Annotated in this window: 16 protein-coding genes and 1 pseudogene; 5 read left to right on the top strand and 12 right to left on the bottom strand. The window is 70.8% G+C overall.

Features of this window, described 5'->3' with window-relative positions; translation table 11 throughout:
- Window positions 1-261 precede the first annotated feature (261 nt).
- Together C6Y14_RS17840 and C6Y14_RS17835 are read left to right on the top strand one after the other, a co-directional pair.
- On the top strand, window positions 262-483 hold the full coding sequence (locus tag C6Y14_RS17840; RefSeq protein ID WP_107017680.1) for a hypothetical protein: 222 nt from the start codon (window positions 262-264) through the stop codon (window positions 481-483).
- A gap of 72 nt (window positions 484-555) precedes the next feature.
- On the top strand, window positions 556-1,746 hold the full coding sequence (locus tag C6Y14_RS17835; RefSeq protein ID WP_107017679.1) for a TerD family protein: 1,191 nt from the start codon (window positions 556-558) through the stop codon (window positions 1,744-1,746).
- Between the two features lie 270 nt (window positions 1,747-2,016).
- On the opposite strand, the gene C6Y14_RS17830 is transcribed toward C6Y14_RS17835, so the two are convergent.
- Entirely contained in the window at window positions 2,017-3,609 is a 1,593-nt protein-coding gene (locus tag C6Y14_RS17830) for a TROVE domain-containing protein (RefSeq protein ID WP_107017835.1), read from the bottom strand.
- Between the two features lie 406 nt (window positions 3,610-4,015).
- Window positions 4,016-5,485 carry an alkaline phosphatase PhoX gene (locus tag C6Y14_RS17825; RefSeq protein WP_107017678.1) on the bottom strand — a complete coding sequence of 490 codons (1,470 nt, stop codon included), beginning with the start codon at window positions 5,483-5,485 and terminating at the stop codon, window positions 4,016-4,018.
- Between the two features lie 283 nt (window positions 5,486-5,768).
- Here C6Y14_RS17825 and C6Y14_RS17820 point away from each other — a divergent pair, with 283 nt between their 5' ends.
- Entirely contained in the window at window positions 5,769-5,996 is a 228-nt protein-coding gene (locus C6Y14_RS17820; RefSeq protein WP_199854765.1) for a hypothetical protein, read from the top strand.
- Between the two features lie 241 nt (window positions 5,997-6,237).
- Here C6Y14_RS17820 and C6Y14_RS17815 read toward each other — a convergent pair whose 3' ends face one another.
- Window positions 6,238-7,683, bottom strand: a complete 1,446-nt coding sequence (locus C6Y14_RS17815; RefSeq protein ID WP_107017677.1) for a hypothetical protein — start codon at window positions 7,681-7,683, stop codon at window positions 6,238-6,240.
- A 344-nt stretch (window positions 7,684-8,027) separates the two neighbouring features.
- On the opposite strand from C6Y14_RS17815, the gene C6Y14_RS17810 reads away from it, so the two are divergent.
- Window positions 8,028-9,863, top strand: a complete 1,836-nt coding sequence (locus tag C6Y14_RS17810; protein WP_107017676.1) for an endonuclease/exonuclease/phosphatase family protein — start codon at window positions 8,028-8,030, stop codon at window positions 9,861-9,863.
- Between the two features lie 105 nt (window positions 9,864-9,968).
- Here the strand turns inward: C6Y14_RS17810 and C6Y14_RS17805 are convergent, their stop codons facing one another.
- The 5 genes and pseudogenes from C6Y14_RS17805 to C6Y14_RS17785 all read right to left on the bottom strand — a co-directional run.
- Window positions 9,969-10,985, bottom strand: coding sequence for an Lrp/AsnC family transcriptional regulator (locus C6Y14_RS17805; protein WP_107017675.1), 1,017 nt, complete (start codon window positions 10,983-10,985; stop codon window positions 9,969-9,971).
- 160 nt (window positions 10,986-11,145) lie between these two features.
- Window positions 11,146-12,807, bottom strand: a complete 1,662-nt coding sequence (locus tag C6Y14_RS17800; RefSeq protein ID WP_225891138.1) for a DHA2 family efflux MFS transporter permease subunit — start codon at window positions 12,805-12,807, stop codon at window positions 11,146-11,148.
- Between the two features lie 346 nt (window positions 12,808-13,153).
- Window positions 13,154-13,618, bottom strand: a complete 465-nt coding sequence (locus C6Y14_RS17795; protein WP_107017674.1) for a DUF3618 domain-containing protein — start codon at window positions 13,616-13,618, stop codon at window positions 13,154-13,156.
- Entirely contained in the window at window positions 13,615-14,028 is a 414-nt protein-coding gene (locus tag C6Y14_RS17790; protein ID WP_107017673.1) for a phage holin family protein, read from the bottom strand. Before C6Y14_RS17790 ends, C6Y14_RS17795 begins: the two co-directional genes overlap by 4 nt.
- A gap of 31 nt (window positions 14,029-14,059) precedes the next feature.
- Window positions 14,060-14,344: pseudogene (locus tag C6Y14_RS17785) on the bottom strand (hypothetical protein); the annotation flags it as partial.
- A 76-nt stretch (window positions 14,345-14,420) separates the two neighbouring features.
- Here C6Y14_RS17785 and dapA point away from each other — a divergent pair.
- Complete coding sequence (dapA, locus tag C6Y14_RS17780; RefSeq protein WP_107017672.1) at window positions 14,421-15,356, top strand: 4-hydroxy-tetrahydrodipicolinate synthase; 936 nt, start codon at window positions 14,421-14,423, stop codon at window positions 15,354-15,356.
- Window positions 15,357-15,370: 14 nt separating this feature from the next.
- Here the strand turns inward: dapA and C6Y14_RS17775 are convergent, their stop codons facing one another.
- The 4 genes from C6Y14_RS17775 to C6Y14_RS17760 all read right to left on the bottom strand — a co-directional run bounded on the left by C6Y14_RS17775 (window position 15,371) and on the right by C6Y14_RS17760 (window position 19,132).
- Window positions 15,371-16,585, bottom strand: coding sequence for a hypothetical protein (locus C6Y14_RS17775; protein ID WP_107017671.1), 1,215 nt, complete (start codon window positions 16,583-16,585; stop codon window positions 15,371-15,373).
- Window positions 16,582-17,163 (bottom strand): SigE family RNA polymerase sigma factor, encoded by a 582-nt coding sequence (locus C6Y14_RS17770; RefSeq protein ID WP_107017832.1) that lies wholly within the window; start codon window positions 17,161-17,163, stop codon window positions 16,582-16,584. The genes C6Y14_RS17775 and C6Y14_RS17770 overlap by 4 nt, the downstream gene beginning before the upstream one ends.
- A gap of 321 nt (window positions 17,164-17,484) precedes the next feature.
- The gene (gene dapD / locus C6Y14_RS17765) at window positions 17,485-18,477 is read right to left on the bottom strand and encodes a 2,3,4,5-tetrahydropyridine-2,6-dicarboxylate N-succinyltransferase (protein WP_107017670.1); all 993 of its coding nucleotides are present in this window, start codon (window positions 18,475-18,477) and stop codon (window positions 17,485-17,487) included.
- A gap of 118 nt (window positions 18,478-18,595) precedes the next feature.
- A complete protein-coding gene (locus tag C6Y14_RS17760) occupies window positions 18,596-19,132 on the bottom strand; it encodes a TetR/AcrR family transcriptional regulator (RefSeq protein WP_107017669.1) in 537 nt (178 codons plus the stop codon).
- Between the last annotated feature and the right edge of the window lie 45 nt (window positions 19,133-19,177).

Below are 19,177 nucleotides of genomic sequence, written 5' to 3'. Positions count from 1 at the left end.
CCTCGCCCCCGCCGCCCCTACCCTCCCCGTCACCACATGGGGGCTGCGCCCCCTAGCCCCCTTTGCGCAGTTCCCCGCGCCCCTAGGTACCTAGGGGCGCGGGGAACTGCGCAATCCTTCAGACCCGCCCCCACCGACCCCGCACCCAAAAAAACCCACCCACGGGGCCCGGGGCGAAGCCCCGACGGGATGGGAACGGGTAAGGGCGGCGGGGGCGAAAACCCTTAGGCCACCCCCCACCCCCCGCCCTAACATCCCCCCATGCCCAAACCAAACGGCTTCACCTACACCCACCACCCCGACGACACGGTCACGATCACCCACGGTCCCCGCCCCGCCACCACCCTCCGCGGCCCGAGAGCCACCCAATTCCTCGCGGAGGTGGAGAAGGGCGACCCTCAGCTCGTCATGGCCCGCTGGACGGGCAACTACAAACACGGCAACGAACGAACCGCCCGCAACCACCCCCGCAACCGCCACTGACCCGGTCGGCCGATTCCCCACTTGGTAAGGGAACGGCAAAGCCGGTCCGCTCGTTCACCCGGCATGACAGCTATGACCCCCGGCTCGAACATCCCTCTCCCCGTCACCCGCGTGACGGTGGACGTCGCCGCCCCGGTGCGGCTCGACGTATCGGGCCTGCTGCTCACCGCCGACGGCAAGGTGCGCTCCGACGACGATTTCATCTTCTACAACCAGCCGTCCGGCCAGGGTGTGACGTACCGCTCCGGCGGCGGCAGCTCCCCCGACTCGATCACGGTCGACACGACAGCCGTGCCCCAGGGCATCGAGAAGATCGTCGTCACCGCGAGCCCGGACGCGGCGGGCCAGTCGTTCCAGGGCATCGAACCGACGGCGACGATCCGCAACGCGGACGACGGCTCGGTCCTCGCCTCGTTCACCCCGCCCCAGCTCGGCGCGGAGACGGCCCTGGTCATCGTCGAGGTCTACCTGCGCAACGGCGCATGGAAGGCCCGCGCGGTCGGCCAGGGATATTCGAACGGTCTGGCGGGCATCGCCACGGACTTCGGAGTGACGGTGGAAGAGCCGGCCGCCCCGGTGGCCACGCCCGCCCCCACCCTCCACCAGCCCCCGCCGGCACCCCCGGTCACCACACCGGCGGCCCCGCCCGCACCCCCGGCGCCCCCAGTGGCACCGCCCGCCACCGGCAAGATCAACCTCGACAAGGGCCGAGTAAACCTCCAGAAGAACCAAACCGTATCCCTCACCAAGGGCGGCAGCCCTTTCCTCTCCCAGGTGAAGATGGGCCTGGGCTGGGAGCCGGCGTACCGAGGCAAGGACATCGACCTCGACGCCTCCGTGATCGCCTACGGCCCGCAACGCAACCACATCGACAGCTGCTACTTCGGCAAGCTCTCGATCGTGAACGGCGCGATCAAGCACTCGGGCGACAACCTCACGGGCGAGGGCGGCGGTGACGACGAGGTGATCGTCGTGGACCTCGGCCGCCTCCCCCAGGAGGTGACGGGCCTGGTCTTCACGGTGAACAGCTTCTCCGGCCAGAAGTTCACCGAAGTGGCGAAGGCCTACTGCCGTCTCCTGGACGCGGCCACGGGCGAGGAGCTGGTCCGCTTCGACCTCACCACCGCGGAGCCCCAGACCGGCGTGATGATGGCCAAGCTCATCAAGCAGTTCTCCGGCGAATGGGAAATGACGGCCCTCGGCAACTTCGTCAAGTCCCGCACGGTCCGCGGCATGGTCAAGCCCTCGGCCCAGGCCCTGTAGCACCACGCGGCACCCGCCCACCGCGCGGCCCTCTCCGACGCACCCGCCCCAATGCGCCGCAGTCGCCGACGAACCCGGGGGCGGGGCCGTGCCGGTGTGTCACGTTCGCAGCGTACGGCTCCCGCTGGAAACGCCCACCCCCGTGGAAACACAGGGCAGTGCGCACGGGAGGCTGCGAACGGACACACCGGCACGGCCCCGCCCCCACCCACCACAGGCGCAAGCGCCCCTCAGCCGGTCAGCCCGTCAGCTCCTCAGCCGCTCAGCCGCTCAGCCCGCCCAGGGCCACTCGGCGTCCCGAGCCGCCTCAAGCAGCGGAACCATCCGGAAAGCGGCATCCGAAAGCCCCCCGAACACATGCCGGTTCGCGCCCCCGACCCCGCCCCCCCCCCGACGCCCCACCCGATACCCCGCGAGATTCCAGGTATGGACGGGCACATGCGCAGGAACCTGCTCGGTCGGATCCCCGTAATGGCTGTACGTGGCCTGCTCGTCCGTGACGATCAGCACCCGGTCATGCTTCCGGTAGTGCTTGCGCACGGCCTCAGTCGTATTGGTGCCGCCCAGATCACCGAACCGCCCCAGTACCTTCAGTACGGACTCACCCCGCCGAAACCGCACCACCCCACTACCGGTGCCGAATTCGACGAGATCAGCCTTCTCGGCCCGCAGTGCGAGCGCCGCACCGAAGACGGCCGCCGCATCGGCCCGGTTGAGCTCCGAGCGGTCGGACATCCGCGAGTGGAACATCGACCCGGACCGGTCGACGAGGACGAGCGTCCGCCCACCCAGCGCCGGCACATTGGACAGCGAATGCCCGAGCGCCCGCTCCAGCGGATGAGCCCACCGCAGCGAAGGCGCGTGCTGATACGCGGCGAGATACCGAAACGGAAACTGCCGGGACCGCGCGACCTCAGCCGGATCGCTGATCTTCTCCGCGACCAGAGCAGCCACCTCGTCCGAGACTCCGGCCTCATCGAAGTTCCGCAGGTTCCGCACGAGAGCCATACTCCCCATGGACGGAATGACGGCCTCCCAGGCAGCGGCATCCATCGGCCCCTGCAACCACCCCGCCAACGCCTCCCAGGTCATCCCGGCCTCCGCGAGCCGCCGGGCACCACCCTCCGAGGTGACGACCCCTCGCCGCTCCCCCACCGGCACAGCCATCAGCTCGCGGTGCGCGGTGAGCACCCGGTCGGACACGGGCGGCACGGCGGTGTCGGGGTGGTGCCGGCGATCGAGCGCGTACCGGAACAGCTCGCCCTGCCACGGCTTCTCCGGATCCGGCGCGGCGTGCACGAGATTCAGGACGTCCCCGAAGCGGTACCCCTTGGACGCCGTGTCGTACTTCAGCAGCGACCTGCCCCCGTACAACCGCCGCACGGCGTCGGCGATCCCGCGCTTCACGGGCTTGGGCACGGCCCGCCCGTACCGCGAGGTCCAGTACGCGAGCAGCTCACCGGGCTCGTCCGGACGCCGCAGCACGGACGCGACGACCTGCCGGTTCGCCGGCCCGTCCGTGGCGCCCGCGTCGAGGCGCGCCTTGACGTACTCGGCGGCGCCCACCAGCGACGCGGTCCGCATGTTGCCCTCGCCGCGCAGCCAGTCGAGCAGGGCGGCCGTCCACGACGGGTCCGCGACGGCGAGCTGCCGTACGAGCGCGGCGAACCGGTCGTCGCGCGCCTCACCGCTCTCGTAGAAGGTCTTCTGCGCGACGAAGTTGGCGATGGACAGCAGAAACAGCTCGGAGCGAGGGTCCCGCTCGGCACCCCGCCCGCCCTCGTACGTCCGCAGCACACGCCCCGTGGAGGTGACACGCGAGGTGCCCCGGGCCTTCGCAGCCTTGGTGTTGAACCGCGCCATGGTGAATTCCCCCGAATTCATGAATGTTCCGGAGGGAGGCGCAGCAAAGGGAGCGTGCCCGAGTTCAAGGGTCGGCGGCGGACTTTTTCCAGATGCTCTACCGAATTGAGCTACACCGGCCCGAGGCCGATGACGGGACTTGAACCCGCAACAGTCCGATCCAATGAAGTAACCGCTGCCTGCGCACCGGGCACACACCTTTTGCTGCGCCTCCCGAGATCAAGTCGGCTGCGGCCTGGATTCTTTGGAAGAGAAGGAGCCGCAGCCATCGCACCGGGAGGTGCCTGAAATTGTGTGTCCAGATCCGGCGGAGCGGATTCCGCCCTCCACACCTGGACGTTGTCCACTGTAGAAGGCGCATCATGAACCGGGCGACCGATTAAATCCCCGCTGCGGGGAACGTATTTCAGCGCCGCTTCTGCCGCTTCCAGGGCCCCTTGATCGCCACCATGATGCCCGGCACCTGAATGTTGGCGTACAGGGTCTTTCCGTCGGGCGAGAACGTGACGCCGGTGAACTCGCTGAACTCGGGCTCCTCCGCGGTGCCGATGTTCAGGTCGTTGCGGGCGATGGGATAGGTACGCCCGCTGTCCGTCGCACCGAAAAGATGAGAGACGCCTTCGCCGTCCTCCGCGATCACAAGTCCACCGTACGGGGACACGGTGATGTTGTCCGGACCGTCGAAGGCACCGTCCTTCGACGGGTCGGGGTTCACCCCGAGCAGCACCTTCAGGGTCAGCGTGCGCCGCTTGGGGTCGTAGAACCAGACCTGCCCGTCGTGCTGGACAGGGCTCTCGTCACGGGCGTACGAGGACACGATGTACGCGCCGCCGTCGCCCCACCACATGCCTTCGAGCTTGCGGGCACGCGTGACCTCGCCGGTGTCGAACTGCTCGCGCACCGGAACGGTCTTCCCGTCCCGGTCGGGCACGTCGACCCAGTCGACGCCGTACACCGTGCCGATCTTCGTGGCGCGGGACAGGTCGTCGACGTAACGGCCGCCGGAGTCGTAGCACTTGGGCGCCTGGAGCACCCCGGCGTCGTCGGCGAGGGTACGGAACCTGCCGCGGCCGTGCGTGAAGCCGTGCGGGGGCTTCCAGCGGAAGAACAGGCCGTTGGGCTCGGAGTCGTCCTCGGTGAGGTAGGCGTGGCCGCGCTTCGGGTCGATGACGACGGCCTCGTGGTCGTAGCGGCCGAAGAACTTCAGGGGCTTGGGGTCGCGGTTGGCCCGGCGGTCGCCCGGGTCGACCTCGAAGACGTAACCGTGGTCCTTGGTCATGCCGTTCTCGCCGGCCCGGTCGGAGTTCTCCTCGCAGGTCAGCCAGGTGCCCCACGGGGTGCTGCCGCCCGCGCAGTTGGTGGAGGTGCCCGCGATGCCGACCCACTCGGCGACCGCGCCGCCGGGACGCACCTCGACGACCGTGCAGCCACCGGAGGCGGCCGGGTCGTAGACGAGGCCCTCGGTCAGTGGCACCGGGTACGTCCAGTTGGCGCGCGGGCCCTTCAGCTCGTGATTGTTGACGAGGAGGGTCGTGCCGCGCGGACCGTCGAAGGTGGCCGTGCCGTCGTGGTTGGAGGGGGTGTACTCGCCCGACTCCAGCTTGGTCCTCCCGCTGTACGTGACGACGCGGTAGGAGAACCCGGCGGGCAGCGCGAGGACGCCCTCGGGGTCGGGCAGCAGCGGCCCGTACCCTCCGGTTCCGCCGTGCCGCTCGCCGGCGTCACCTTCGCCGTAGCCGTCGTCGCCCGAGGTCTCGGTGTCCGTGGACGCGAGGGCGCCGGGCGCGGTGGCGAGCGTGCCGACGCTGCCGATCAGGGCGACACCGGCACCGGTGATCGCGGATCGTCTGGCGAAGTCCCTGCGGGTGAGCGACATGCTGTCTCCTGTGACGGTGGAGTGTGACCGTGGCGAGCGGTAAGCGGCGGGCGAGGAGCGGCGGACCCGGGGGTCGGCCACACGGTCCCGCCCGTGACTTAACGCCGGTTGAACGCCGTCCGACTTTCCGGACCCCCGTTGTGTGAACGGGCACCGATCCGCCCCTGTCGCCCCACGCCCCCCATACGGCCCATCAGCCCTCGCGTCCGAACCGCGGACCGGAATAATCTCGAAACCAGGAACCGACCGGCACGACCGTACGGCGCATGGGAGGCGAGCCGCAGTGGACGCACGTGAGGCACGTCATCTGCATGAGGAGCGGTTGCTGGCGATGGCCCATGTGAGTGGGGTCGGGACGGGGCGTGACGAGGAGTCCGGGGAGGATGTCGTCGTCGTGTTCGTCACGCGGAAGGTGCCCCGTGACGGGCTGCGCCCCGAGGACACGATCCCGGACACCCTGGAGGGCATCCCGGTCCGAGTCCTCTCCATGGACGACCCCACGGACCCCTGACCTCGCTTTTCCTCGCCCCCGCCGCCCCTACCCATTCCCATCCACACATGGGGGCTCCGCCCCCTCGCCCCCGTATCGCGCTACGCGCTCGTCCTCAAACGCCGGACAGGCTGAGACACCCAGGGGCGCGGGGAACTGCGCAATCCTTCGGGCCCGCCCCCACCGAACCCGCAGACGAACCCCCAGCCCGTCCGGCGCCTGAGGACCGGGGGCAAGGGGGCCCGGGGGCCTGGCCCCCGCGTCACTGACCCTGCTGCGACCGAGCCTTGAACGCAGCCTTCCGCGCCTCCTTCGCCACCTTCTTGTCCGGATGCAGCCGCCCCATCGCCTCCAGCACATCCGGCGTGGCGGGATGCTCCACCCGCCACGCCGCGGCGAAGAACGACCCGTGCTGCGCCGCAAGCCCTTCCACCAGCGCCTGCAACTCCTCGGAGTTCCCCTCCGCGGCGAGCTGCGCGGCGATCGTGTCGACGGTCAGCCAGAAGACCATCTCCTCGGACGGCGCGGGCACGTCCGCAACCCCGCGTTCGGCGAGCCAGACCCGCGCGAGCCCGCCCAGCTCGCCGTCGTCGAGCACCTCGTGCAGCGCGGGCGCGGCCTGAGTGCCGACGAGGGACAGCGCCTGCTGGCAGCGCAGCCGCCGCAGCGGCGCCCCCGCGTCGGCCCCGCGTGCCGCGGCGAGCAACTCGCGTGCAGCGGCGAGGGGTTCGCGCCGGGCGAGCCACTGCTCGGTCTCCGCCTGCGCGGCCATGGGCGGGAACGCGGACGTGCTGTCGAGGAGCACGTCGGCGCCCTTGTCCGCGAGGTCGCCGACGGCGGGCGCCGCGAATCCGGCCTCCAGGAGCCGCGCCCGGATGCCGTACACGCCGAGCGGGGTGAGCCGCACCATCCCGTACCGGGAGACGTCCGTGTCGTCCACGGCCGTGGCGGACGCATCGACCGGGGCCGGTTCGTCCCCCACCTCGGCCATGAGCGCCTCGTCGACCGGCTGGAAGTCGACGAGACCCACCGGCTCCAGCACCCGGAACTGGTCGTCGAGCCGCATCATCGCGTCCGACACCTGCTCCAGGACGTCGTTGGTGGGCTCCCCCATGTCGTCGGGCACGATCATCGACGCGGCGAGCGCGGGCAGCGGCACCGGACCGTCGCCGGGCCCGTCCTCGCTGGCGGTCAGCAGATAGAGGTTGCCGAGGACACCGTCGAGGAACTCGGCCTCGGCCTCGGGGTCCCAGTCCAGCGCGGAGAAGTCGATCTCGCCGCCCTCGTCCATGGCCTCCACGAGGTCGTCGAGGTCGGGCACGCTCGCGTCGGCAAGGACCGTGTCCAGGGCGCCGAGCCACAGTCCCAGCACGTCCTGCGGTGCTCCGGAGAGGACGAGGGTCAGCTCGGCGCCGGCGGCGACCGTGCCCTCCTCCTCGTCCACGACCGCGACGAGCCCGGTGTCCACGGCCACCCGCCAGGCTTCGCTGGCGTAGGCCGCGGCGTCCTCGCCGTCGAGTGCCAGTTCCGCGGCGGCGGCCGCGAGCTGTTCCTCGACGAGTTCGCCTCCGGCGCCGACCCGGGTGTCCGGGCCGGCCCAGCGGGCGAGCCGCACGGCGCGCGACAGGAGCGGTGTGGCGAGCGCGTCCCGTGCGAGTTCCGCTTCGGAGTGCAGACGCACCGGCGGCAGGGGGGAGCTGTCTGACATCGGCTGGTTCTCCTAGGACGAACGGACGTCGATCTCGTATCTCGGCGCCCGTCTGGACGCATCGCACCTCGCGTGTCCGGCGCCCGTCCGGACGCACGACGCGATGCCCCGGGGCCGCCCGGGAGAACACCCTCCGGCCGCCCGGAAACACGACCTCAGCCTAGACGGATTTGGGCCCATGCCGCCCGGTTCATGAACCTGTCAGAAGTGTTAAGCCAGGAAACCTTGACAAGTGCCCTGACCAGACACGAGATTGACGCGCGTAGACAAGAGAGACAGCACCCTCGTCCCATCCTTGTCCCACCCTCGTCCCGGCGCCCACGCACGTCCCCGGAGGGATTTCGTTGCCGAGCAAGTCTTCCGCACGCATCGCCGCGCTCACCGTCGCAGCCGTCTGTTCCACGGTCTCCTCGGTGGTCGTCACGGCCCCCGCCCACGCGGCGGACGCCGTGGCCGTCCATGACATCCAGGGTTCCACCCGGACCTCCCCGCTCGCGGGTCAGCAGGTCACGGATGTGGCCGGCATCGTCACGGGCGTACGGACCTATGGTTCGTCCCGCGGTTTCTGGATCCAGGGCCTCACCCCGGACGCCGACCCGGCCACCAGTGAGGGCGTATTCGTCTTCACCAGTTCCACGCCGAAGGTCGCCGTCGGCGACTCGGTCACCGTCTCGGGCACGGTCACGGAGTTCGTGCCGGGCGGTGCCTCGACCGGCAACCAGTCGGTCACCGAGATCACCCGTCCGACGGTCACGGTCCTGTCGAGCGGCAACGCGCTGCCCGCGGCCACCGTCGTCAACAGCCGTTCGGTACCCGCCGCGTACGCGCCCGAGGGCGACCCGGCAGCGGGCGGTTCGGTGAACGGTCTCACGCTGCGCCCGAAGAAGTACGCCCTCGACTTCTACGAGTCCCTGGAGGGCATGAACGTCGCGATCGGCTCGTCGCGCGTGGTCACCGCGACCGACCCGTTCTCGGAACTCTGGGTGACGGTCAAGCCGCACGAGAACCCGAACCGCCGCGGTGGCACGGTGTACGGCTCGTACTCGGCGCAGAACACCGGCCGGCTGCAGATCCAGTCGCTGATACCGACCGCCACGCAGCCGTTCCCGACGGCGAACGTCGGGGACACCCTGAAGGGCACCACCGAGGGCCCGCTCGACTACAACCAGTTCGGCGGCTACACGCTGACCGCCCGCACCATCGGCACGGTCGAGGCCGGCGGCCTGGAGCGCGAGACGACCCGCAGGCAGTCGCGCACGGAGCTGGCGGTCGCCACGTACAACGTCGAGAACCTCGACCCGGGCGACAGCACGTTCGCCGATCACGCGGCCGCGATCGTGGATCACCTGCAGTCGCCCGACATCGTGTCCCTGGAGGAGATCCAGGACAACAACGGCGCGACGAACGACGGTACGGTCGCCGCCGACCTGACGCTGAAGAAGCTGACCGACGCGATCGTCGCCGCCGGCGGACCGGCCTACGCGTGGCGGTCCATCGACCCGGTGGACCTGGCGGACGGCGGTGAGCCGGGCGGCAACATCCGCCAGGCGTTCCTCTACAACCCGGCCCGCGTCTCCTTCGTCGACCGCGCGGGCGGCGACGCCACGACGGCCGTCGGGGTCACGAAGGTGCGCGGCAAGGCGCAGCTGACGGCCTCTCCGGGCCGTGTCGACCCGGCGAACGCGGCCTGGACGAACAGCCGCAAGCCGCTCGCGGGCGAGTTCTCCTTCCGCGGCAAGCCGGTCTTCGTGATCGCGAACCACTTCGCGTCGAAGGGCGGCGACCAGTCGCTGCACGCACAGTTCCAGCCGCCGGTACGCAGCTCGGAGACGCAGCGCCACCTCCAGGCGACCGCGGTGAACGCCTTCGTCAAGGACATCCTGGCGAAGCAGCGGAACGCGGACGTCGTCACGCTCGGCGACATCAACGACTTCGAGTTCTCGACGACGACGAAGCTCCTGGAGGCCGACGGCGCCCTCTGGTCGGCCGTCAAGTCCCTTCCCAGGAGCGAGCGTTACAGCTACGACTACCAGGGCAACAGCCAGGTCCTCGACCAGATCCTGATCAGCCCGTCGATCCGCAAGGACCGCGACTTCACCTTCGACAGCGTGCACATCAACGCGGAGTTCGCCGACCAGATCAGCGACCACGACCCGCAGGTGCTGCGGTTCCGCCCGTAGCCGTTCAGCCGCTTGCCGGAGTCGCTCCGGCCGTACGCCGCCGGGCCCGGCCCCGATGTCAGGGGGGCCGGGCCCGGTCATGTCAGCGGGCGGGACGGCGAGTCGTCAGCGGCCGGGCTCGTAGGTGAGCTGTTTGATCTGGCGCAGGTTGAGGACGGTCTCCACGGCCTGGACGCCGTCGAGGACCCCGATCCGCTCGCTCAGATACGTGTACAGCGCGCCGGTGTCGCGGCACAGGACGGCGGCGACGATGTTGGCCTGCCCGGTGACGGCCGCGGCGAAGCCGACCTCGGGATGCCCCGCCAGCGCGCGCCCGACCTCGGCGAGGGCGGAGGGAGCCACCGTGAGCCAGAGCATCGCGTCGATGGAGTGGCCCAGGGACTGGCGGTCGTGCTGCACGTCGAAGTAGAGGACCCCGCAGGCACGCAGCCGGTCCAGCCGCCGTTTCACCGCCGACTCCGTCTGCCCGGTACCGCTCTGGAGCTCGGTGAACGGGGTCCTGCCGTCGCGCCGGAGCACCGCGAGCAGCGCCTCGTCCTGCGCGTCCAGGGTGACGGGGTCGGTGGGCGTGGCGACGGGCGGCGGGGTGAGGGCGGCCTCCTCGTCGGGATCGAGGGCCCGCATCTTGTTGAGCCAGCCGAGCGGGCCGCCGTAGTAGGAGTGCAGCAGGCAGTGCGCGCTGACCGAGATGACGCGCGGAGTGCGCGGCAGCCGGTCGAAGAGCAGTTCGTCCCGTTCCTGACTGGACCGCGGCTTCATCGCGCACATGAGCTCGGTGCCTCCCGAGAACAGCCCGATGTACGAGGTGTCGGGGCGCCGGGCCAGCGCGGTGGCCAGTTGTTCCGCCGCGTCGGGCGTGCACCGCAGCCGGACGACCCAGCTCTGTCTGCCGAGCCGGCTCTCGTCGGTCATACCGAGCACGCGCAGACCCGCCGTGGTGCGCAGGCGCCGGTAACGGCGCGCGACCGTCTGGTCGGAGACGCCGAGCACCTCCGCGAGCCGGCTGAACGGCGCGCGGCCGTCCAGTTGCAGCGCCTGCAGCAGTTTCAGGTCGAGGGAATCGAGGGGGTCGGTCGAGCGGGACTCCACGGGCGCGCTTCCACTCTCTGGCCGGGACGGCATGGACGGACAACCGTCACCGATCATCCCACCGAGGAGGGTGCGGGGGTGCCTGAGCGAGCAGTGAGGCAGTGAGGCCCGGACCCAGGAGTGTGTTCCTGGATCCGGGCCTCGCACCGGCGCCCTTCCCGTCCCCACGGAGGGCACCCGGTAAGACGCCGGATCACCGCTGCGGGTTCATCCCCACCGGCGATCGTGTTCCGGCTTCCGCTTCCGCGCCAGAGCCGGACCCGGCCCCCGATCCCGCCCCGAAGCCGGCCCCGGAGCCGGAGCCGGAGCCGGTCACCGGCATCGTCGTCCGCCGCGGGCTGCGCAGCAGGACGGCCGCGACCGCCGCGGCGAGCAGTGTCAGCAGCGCGGAGACGATCAGACACAGGTGGAGGCCGTCGAGGAAGGCCTCGGACAGCGCACCCAGGGCGCGTCCCTGGGCCGGGCCAAGATTCATTCCCGCGACCGCGCCCAGCCCGCCCTCGTCCACAGCCGCGACGACACTCTGCCGCTGGGCGTCGGTCAGGCCCGCGTCGACGAGGTGCCCGGACAGGGAGCCGGTGGCCCGGCTGGTGAGCAGGGCGCCCAGGACGGCGGGGCCGAGGGCGCCGCCGACCTGCCGGAAGGCGTTGTTCCCGGCGGCGGCCATGCCCGCGAGGTGATGCGGTACGGAGGCGACCGCGGTGGCGGTCATGGGCGTGATGACCAGTCCCATGCCGAGGCCCAGCAGTGCCAGCCGCCAGACCAGCGAGACGTACGAGGTGTCGGCGTCGATCGTGGTCAGGGAGAGCAGGGCGCCCGCGCTGACGAGGAGGCCGCCGGTGATCAGGAGGCGTGCCGAGACCCGGTGCATCAGGCGGCCGACCGGCGCTCCCACCAGGATGGCCATGAGGCTGACCGTCACCAGCCGGGCGCCCGCCTCCAGCGTGCTGAGCTGCTGGACCATCCCGAAGTAGAGGCTGAGGGCGAAGAAGAACCCGATCAGACCGAGGAAGCTGATCATGGCGACCAGGGTGGTGGCGCTGAAGGCCGCGCTGCGGAACAGCTTCAGGTCGAGCATCGGGCTGTCGCTGCGCCGCTCCGCCAGGACGAAGGCCACACCGGCGACGACGGCCGTGAAGAGGGCCACCAGCACCTTGGTGTCCGTGAAGGACTCGGCGCCGCCCTCGATGACCCCGTAGACGAGTGCGGTGATCGCCAGGGCGGCGGTGAGCTGGCCGGGCCAGTCCAGTGCGCGCGAGCCGGCGGCACGGGAGTCGGTCAGCAGCCGGGCCGCGAAGACCATGGCCACGAGCGAGGCGGGGACCGCCAGCAGGTAGATCCACCGCCAGGCGAAGTGTTCGAGGACGAGCCCGGCGATGATCGGGCCGAGGGCAAGCGCCGACAGCAGGGACATGGCCCACAGGCCGATGAACTTGCCGCGCTCGCGGTGGTCGGGGACGGCATGGCTGATCAGCGCCAGGGTCGTGGGCAGCAGCGCCGCGGCCCCGATACCCGCGAAGGCCTGGCCGATCCAGAGGACCTCGATCGACTGGGCGGACAGGGCGACGGCCGCGCCCACGGCGCAGAAGGCCAGGCCCGCCTGGAAGACCTTCTTGCGGCCGTGGACGTCACCGACGACTCCGGCGGTGAGGATGAGGGCGGCCATGGGCAGGACGAACGCGTCGGACACCCAGGCCAGTTGGGCGGTCGACGCGTGCATCGCCCGCTGGATGGCCGGCAGGCTCACCGAGACGGTGGTCACCGGCAGATAGGCGACGAACACGCCCACGCAGGCCATGACGAGCGTGGCCGCCCGCCGCCCCTGCGAGACGCTCGCCGTCGTTGTGACGTTCACGGAACTCTCCCCCTCGCGGCGCTGCACGCCGCGGTCGGCTGTTACGGCGCCCACTTTCGACGCCCCGCCGAAGCGGAGCCAGCCAGGGTCAAGATTTCCAGGAAATCCGACATCCGATCAACATCCCGCAGGATTCCCCGACCTCCCACCCACCCCCTCAAAGGCGCGGGGAACTGCTTTTTTGGGGGCGCGGGGAACGGCGCGGCCAGCCCCCACCGACCCGCAGCTATAAAACCCACCCGTCTTTCAGGGGCGCGGGGAACTGCGCGACAAGCCCCCACGCACCCGCAGGTTCAACACGACGCTCCAGACCGAGTCCCGGTACAACAGCGCGCCGCCCCGTCACTCAGCGGCGACCATTGCGCCGCCGCCGCAACACCCCGACCGCCACCACAACCCCCGCCCCAGCGATCAACACCGGCTTGGGATTGCGCAACCCACCCCGCACGACCGCGGTCACAGCGTCACGCACGGGCTGAGGCACACGCTCCTGCACGACATGCCCCGCCACGACGGCCTTCTCCTGCACGACATGCCCCGCCACGACGGCCTTCTCCTGCACGACGTGCCCCGCCTGCACCGCCTTGCCCTGCACGGAGTGCCCCGCCTCGGACGCCTTGTCCTTCAGCTCGGCACCCCGGGCCTTCGCCCGAGCCTTCACATCGGCCTTCGAGGCCAGCTCCTCCACGGTGTCGCCGAGTTGCGAGCGGGTCTCCTCGATCTGCCGCCGCAGTTCCTCCGGCCCCTCGGCCCCGGCGGCGGGCTTGTCCGAGACCCCGCCGATCTCGACCGGATCGTTCGTGTCCTTCATCGGTGCGCCCTTTCCTTGATCTCGTCGACGTCGGCCCGCACGCTGTCGAGCGTCTCCTCGGGCATCGGAGGGGTGGCCCGGCCGAGTTGCGTACGGCCGGTCTTGGCCAGCACGGCCGCGATCACGAAGAGCACGGCGGTGACGATGAGCGCCGCCGCCCACACGGGCAGCACCAGCGAGAGCGCCGCGGCACCGGTCGCCGAGAGGGCCATCAGCCCCACGTAGGCGACGGCGCCGGCCGCGCCGAGCAGGCCGCCGCCGCGCCCCGCGCGCTTGCCCTTCTCGGTCAGCTCCTGTTTGGCGAGCCGCACTTCCTGTCGTACGAGTTCGGAAAGCTGTTCTGTGGCCTGCCCGACGAGTTCACCCACCGAGTGCTGCTCGTCCGGCCGCCGGTCCGTGGTCCCGGTCATGGCGTTCCGCCTCCTTTCGTCCGGGGGGAACGCCCGGGTACCCGGCTGGGCCGTCACTACCCCTTCCCGGAGCCCCGCCCGCCGAGCCGACCGTGGCGGCGCGCACCCGCTGCCGCGCGTACCGGAAGCCGTTCTCGAAACGGATGTACGCGCCGAGGACCGTCACTTCGAGGAGTACGGCGGCCCGGTGCTCGGCCGTGCACAGCATCGCCTCGTCGAGGGCCCCGTACGGCAGCACGCCGCCCAGCGACACTCCGGTGAACCCGGCCCGGCCGCCGTCCTGGGACAGCATCGGGTTGGCGATCTTGAGCAGCAACCCATTAGCACCCCTTACCGGTACGGCATAGGAGAATTAAGTGGAGCTTCCAGGTCGACGCCCCGAGACTACTCCCATGACCACGACCTCACCCCCACTCCGCCGCCGCCCTCACCCCCGCCCCCGTCCCCGCCCCTTCGGCCGCGCCCTGTGCGCGATGGTCACACCCTTCACCGAGGAGGGACTGCTCGACCTGGGCGGCGCCCAGCGGCTGGCCGAGCGGCTGGTGTCCGAGGGCTGCGACGGACTGGTGCTGTCCGGGACCACCGGGGAGTCGCCGACCCTGACGGACACCGAGAGGTCCGCGCTGGTACGGGCGGTGGCCGAGGCCGTCGGGGACCGCGCCGCGGTCGTCGCGGGCATCGGGACCGCCGACACCCGCCACTCCGTGCAGCTCGCGCGGGAGGCCGAAAAGGCGGGCGCGGACGGCCTGTTGGCCGTCACGCCCTACTACAGCAGGCCTCCGCAGGACGCCGTCGAAGCACACTTCCGGGCGATCGCGGACGCCTCCGGACTGCCGCTCGCGCTGTACGACATCCCGGGCCGCACCGGCACCCGTATCGAGCCGGGGACGATGCTGCGGCTCGCGGAGCACCCGCGGATCGTGGCGGTGAAGGACTGCGCCTACGACCTGCTGGGCACACAGAAGGTCCTGGCCGGGACGGAGTTGGCGTACTACACGGGCTGCGACGAGTACGTACTGGCCCTGTACGCGCTCGGTGGCGCCGGCTACATCAGCACGGTGGCGAATGCGACTCCGCGTCACTTCCGTTCCATCATCGACGCGTTCGACCGGGGCGAGACGGACGAGGCGGCCCGCTTGCAGCAACTAGCCATTCCCCTCACCGAATTGATGATGGCGTCCGGGCTACCCGGCACGGTGACGACGAAGGGCCTGCTGGGCGCCCTCGGCCTGCCCGGCGGTCCCGTCCGTGCACCACTGCAGCCCGCCGGCCGTGAGACGACCGACGGACTGCTGACCGCGTACGAGCACCTGGCGGCCGCCGGCTGACCCTCGCCGGCTGATCAGCGTGCGGCGAAGATGGGCACCCAGCGCCCGTCCGCGCCGTCGTTCCCCTTGCGGAAACCGCTCAGCGGAACGGTCTTCTTGTTGCCGATCGTGACGAGGACGAGCCGGTTGTGGAACTCGTTCGTGCCCGGCGTGATGTCCCAGGCGATGAGCCGCTTGTTGTCGACCCAGGCGAGCAGCTGCTGACCGGGGATCTTGTAGAGCCGCTTGCCGGTGAGGGGGTCGTTGATCGCGGAGGCGGTGGTCCTGGCGCCGCCCGCGAAGTCGCCCGCGGCGAGCTTGCCGTTCGGGGACAGCCCGGCCTCGACGAACCAGTGCAGGTACTTCTCCTTCGCGGGCTTGTCGACCTCGTTGCCCTCGAAGTCGTAGTACTGCATATGGGGTTCCGAGGTGAGTCCGGAGTAGACCAGCTTGCCGTCCTGGCTGAAGGCGAAGTCCTGGCGGACGTTGAGGTTCTCCTCGCTGCCCGTGACCTTGCTCCAGGAGCCGTCCCCCGAGTCGACGTCGAGAACGTAGAAACCGGTCCGGTCCGTCTGGCCGAACCGTGTCTCCCAGTCGTTCTTCTTGCCGTCCCCGTCACTGTCGTAGTCGGCCCGGTACCGCAGGTCGGGATTCTTGCTGTACGTCGTCGCGACGAGCTTGGTCCCGTCGGGCGAGAACTCGACGCCCGCGACGGCACGGTCGACGGTGATCCAGCGATCGACCTCGCCGGTCAGCAGGTCCAGCAGCCCGATCCGCTTGGTGGGCAGGTCCTTCTCCAGGACGGCGGCGGTACGCATGCCGGGGGCGACATCGACGAAGGACCACTTGGTGGTCTTCACGTATGTGCCGGTCTCCTGGTCGAGGAGGCTGTAGGTGCGCACGTAGGCACCCCGGTCCGGGGTCTCCTTGACCGTGCGGGTCGTGTAGTAGGCGGCCATCGCGGTGTCGCCCGCCGCGATGAGGTCGCGCGGCGGTGTCTGGTCCGGGTGGGCGATGATGTCGCTCCGGTTCATCTGGCTGGCGAGCCGCGGCTCGTCCTCGCCGTCGAGGAACGGCACCCCCACACCGACGGCGACCGCGACCGCCGTGGCCACCGCGGCGCCGGCCAGCCTGCGGGTCCGGCGGCGCCGCCGGACGGCCAGGACGCGGCTGCCGAAGTCGGGCGGCGGGGCGGTCGCCTCCGAGGCCTGCTCATGCAGGGCGTCGCGTACGAGCTGATCCATGTTCACGGACGAACCTCCACGGGCGAGAAGTCGCGGGAAGGGCTCTGTTCGGCGTCGGCCGGACCGAGCGCGGTCAGCTCCGGTGCGAGCACGCGCAGTCTGGCGAGCGAGCGGTGTGTCGTGGACCGCACCGTGCCGACCGAGCAGCCGAGGATCCGGGCCACGTCGGCCTCCGGCAGGTCCTCGAAGTACCGCAGGACGAGCACGGTCCGCTGCCGGGCGGTGAGCCGCGCGAGCGCTCCGCGCATCAGGATGCGCAACTCGGTCGCGGAGGCGGCGTCCGCGCCGGCCGCCGCGCCGCCGGCCACCCCGTCCGCCGTCTCGGGCGGTTCGGCGACGGTCAGCTCCCGCCGGCGCCACTTCAGCCGCCAGCGGCTCACCTGCTGCCGGTACAGGATCTGCCGTACGTACGCCTCCGGCTCGTCGATCCTGTGCCAGCGTCCGGCGGCCTTGATCAGCGCGTTCTGCAGCAGGTCCTCGGCCGCGTGGCGGTCGCCGCCGCTGAGCAGCACGGCGGTCTTCAGCAACGCCGTCGACCTGTTCTCCACGAACTCCCTGAACGCCTCGTGCCCCTGGGCATCCATCGTCACCGTCTCTTCCCCGCGGGCATCTCCCCCGCTCCCACCCGTACAGACGCCTGCACCGAACCCCCGCTATGCCTCGACGCTCGGGATTCCCGCCCCCACCCCAAAGTGCGGCCCGGCGGGGCCCGGTCGCGCAGTTCCCCGCGCCCCTGAAGGACAAAAACAGGGGCGCAGCCCCGCTTTTAGGGGCGCGGGGAACTGCGCGACAAGCCCCCACCGGACCCGCACCCGAACACACACGCAAACACGACGAACGCCCTCCCGCTCAGCGACAGCGGAAAGGCGTTCGCGTCAGAACGTCAGAGCAACAACACAGCCCAGTCAGTTGTGACTGTGAAGAATCTCGTTCAGCCCACCCCACACCGCGTTGTTCGGCCGAGCCTCCACCTTCCCCGTGACCGAGTTCCGCCGGAACAGAATGTTCGACGCCCCGGACAGCTCACGCGCCTTGACGATCTGCCCGTCGGGCATCGTCACGCGCGTACCCGCGGTGACGTACAGCCCGGCCTCCACCACACACTCGTCCCCGAGGGCGATCCCGACCCCCGCCTCCGCCCCGATGAGGCACCGCTCCCCGATGGTGATGCGGACGTTGCCGCCGCCGGACAGCGTCCCCATCGTGGACGCGCCACCGCCGATGTCCGACCCGTCACCGACCACCACACCCGCGGAGATCCGGCCCTCGACCATCGACGTACCGAGCGTGCCGGCGTTGAAGTTCACGAAGCCCTCGTGCATGACCGTGGTGCCCTCGGCCAGGTGCGCCCCGAGGCGGACCCGGTCGGCGTCGGCGATCCGGACACCCTTGGGCGCCACGTAGTCCGTCATGCGCGGGAACTTGTCGATGGACGTCACGGCGAGGTGCAGCCCCTCGGCGCGGGCGTTGAGCCGGACCTTCTCGACGTCGTCCACGGCCACCGGCCCGAGCGAGGTCCAGGCGACGTTGGCGAGGTGGGCGAACAGCCCGTCCAGGCTCTGCCCGTGGGGCTGCACAAGACGGTGCGAGAGCAGGTGCAGACGCAGGTACGCGTCGTGCGCGTCGACCGGCTTCTCGTCGAGCGAGGCGATGACCGTGCGGACCGCGACGACCTCGACACCCCGGCGGGCGTCCGGGCCGATCGCTTTCACGGCACCTTCGCCGAGCAGTTCCACGGCGCGTTCGACGGGCAGCCGCTCGGAGCCGGAGGGGCCGGGTTCGGCGGCCAGTTCGGGGGCCGGGAACCAGGTGTCGAGGACGGTGCCGTCGGGGGCGATCGTGGCGAGCCCGGCGGCGACGGCGCCGGTGGTGGTGCGTGTAGCAGTCGTGTCGGTCATGACAGAAACCTAACGTGGCGGCCCCCGCCCGAGCCAACCAGCGCCCCCACCGTCTCAGGTACCGGCCACCCGCACGACGCGCCACCGTCACCCACCACCCGCTCAGCCCTTCACCCGCTCAACCCGTCACCCGCGCCAGCACCTCCCGCGCGTACTCCTCGTCGTACGGCGCCCCCGTCAGCAGCACCTGCAGGCAGATGCCGTCGATCAGCGCGACCAGCGCCCGCGCGGTCACCGGGTCAGTGCGGCGGGCGAGGAGGTCGGCGAAGTCCCGGCCGCACTCGTCGGCGACGGGCCGCAGGACGGGCCGGCGCAGGGCGGCGAGGTAGAGCTCGTACTCCACCTCCACCTCCGTACGGTCGTCCGCGAGCCATTCACCGACGAGTCCGGCGAGCTCGGTGGCGAGGTCGGCGTCGACGTCCCGCAGGGCCTCGCGCGCGGCGACCGTCTTCGCGAAGCCCTCGTTGGCCTGGCGCAGCGTGGCGACCAGCAGCTCGTCGAGGGTCTTGAAGTGGTAGGTCGTCGAGCCGAGCGGCACATCGGCCTCGGCCGCGGCCGAGCGGTGGCTCAGCCCCGCGATGCCCTTGGCCGCCACGACCCGGATCGCCGCGTCGATGATCCGCTGCCGCCGCTCGGGGTCGTACCGCCTGGCCATCAGCGGTCACCGTCCGGACAGCCCACGTACCCGCCGCCCGGGGCC

Origin of the sequence: Streptomyces dioscori, from assembly GCF_003024195.1 — a bacterium.
Taxonomy (GTDB): domain Bacteria; phylum Actinomycetota; class Actinomycetes; order Streptomycetales; family Streptomycetaceae; genus Streptomyces; species Streptomyces dioscori.
Note: the sequence above shows the minus strand (reverse complement) of the source record. Positions and strands in the feature narration are given on the sequence as shown.

Coding starts and splice junctions, on each gene's coding strand:
- C6Y14_RS17840 (WP_107017680.1), top strand. CDS start 262: ATGCCCAAACCAAACGGCTTCACCTACACCCACCACCCCGACGACACG.
- C6Y14_RS17835 (WP_107017679.1), top strand. CDS start 556: ATGACCCCCGGCTCGAACATCCCTCTCCCCGTCACCCGCGTGACGGTG.
- C6Y14_RS17830 (WP_107017835.1), bottom strand. CDS start 3,609: ATGGCGCGGTTCAACACCAAGGCTGCGAAGGCCCGGGGCACCTCGCGT.
- C6Y14_RS17825 (WP_107017678.1), bottom strand. CDS start 5,485: ATGTCGCTCACCCGCAGGGACTTCGCCAGACGATCCGCGATCACCGGT.
- C6Y14_RS17815 (WP_107017677.1), bottom strand. CDS start 7,683: ATGTCAGACAGCTCCCCCCTGCCGCCGGTGCGTCTGCACTCCGAAGCG.
- C6Y14_RS17805 (WP_107017675.1), bottom strand. CDS start 10,985: ATGCCGTCCCGGCCAGAGAGTGGAAGCGCGCCCGTGGAGTCCCGCTCG.
- C6Y14_RS17795 (WP_107017674.1), bottom strand. CDS start 13,618: ATGAAGGACACGAACGATCCGGTCGAGATCGGCGGGGTCTCGGACAAG.
- C6Y14_RS17790 (WP_107017673.1), bottom strand. CDS start 14,028: ATGACCGGGACCACGGACCGGCGGCCGGACGAGCAGCACTCGGTGGGT.
- dapA (WP_107017672.1), top strand. CDS start 14,421: ATGACCACGACCTCACCCCCACTCCGCCGCCGCCCTCACCCCCGCCCC.
- C6Y14_RS17770 (WP_107017832.1), bottom strand. CDS start 17,163: ATGGATGCCCAGGGGCACGAGGCGTTCAGGGAGTTCGTGGAGAACAGG.
- dapD (WP_107017670.1), bottom strand. CDS start 18,477: ATGACCGACACGACTGCTACACGCACCACCACCGGCGCCGTCGCCGCC.
- C6Y14_RS17760 (WP_107017669.1), bottom strand. CDS start 19,132: ATGGCCAGGCGGTACGACCCCGAGCGGCGGCAGCGGATCATCGACGCG.